Here is an 804-nt window from a genome sequence, read left to right as displayed (position 1 = left end):
ATCGCAACCCGCTCTGCCATCTGCCCCGCCGCCATCCGGAATGCTGGGTGGCCAGCCTCTCTCATACCCGGAATTCCGCCATGACCCAGACAAACGCAACCAATCCCCGCAATCCGAACCCCGAATCCGCAACCCGTAATCCTCCATCCTGGGCTTCCCTGGCCCGTCACGCCATCCGCGGCCTCGAGGCCGATCTTGCGAACAAAATGACCGACAACTGGGATCCGGCGCTCGACCCCGAAGACATGGACCTGCCCGAGCTGCTGGAGGCCGCCATGTCGCCTCCGGGATCCGCCGCRCTSGATGCCCTGAACACCAGCCCCACCGCGCAGAACGTCTCCCCGGAAGAACACGACGCCATTGCGGACGCCGGCGGCGATCCGGCCGCCACCGCAGCCAATGGCACATCGCAGCCGCGCATCCGCCTGCCGGCGGGCAAGCTGATCCCGCTGCTGCGCCTTGCCGCCAGTATTGGCAGCCTCAAGGACCGCGAYGCGATGCTGGTGCCGGGCGCCATCACSGTGATCGAAGGCATTCCGGGCAGCCTGATCGATGCGCTCAAGAAGCTGCTGCCGYATRCGTTGCCGACCGGCTGGTCACTGGCCATGTCCATGGGCCGGCTGCCTCGCGACAAGCCTTATCTGCTGGTGCTGGGTCCGGAACTCATGAACGGCAAGATCTCCGACCACGCCGACCGCGGCTTTGCGGCGGAACTGGCAAGGGCCATCGACAGGCGGGTCCCGATCCTGTTCCGGCTGCCGGCTGTGGCGAGGGCACCGCCGGTGCTGCAGCACCCGCCTGTCC

General features: G+C 67.2%; 1 pseudogene. It reads left to right on the top strand.

Annotation, left to right across the window (positions count from 1 at the left end):
* Positions 1–245 precede the first annotated feature (245 nt).
* Positions 246–804, top strand: a pseudogene (locus AQY21_RS27055) (AAA family ATPase); the annotation flags it as partial.

It is taken from the genome of Paracoccus sp. MKU1, from assembly GCF_001447385.1.
In the GTDB taxonomy this organism is placed as follows: Bacteria; Pseudomonadota; Alphaproteobacteria; order Rhodobacterales; family Rhodobacteraceae; genus Paracoccus.
The sequence above is the reverse complement of the archived record's forward strand: the minus strand, read 5'-3'. Positions and strand labels throughout refer to the sequence as shown.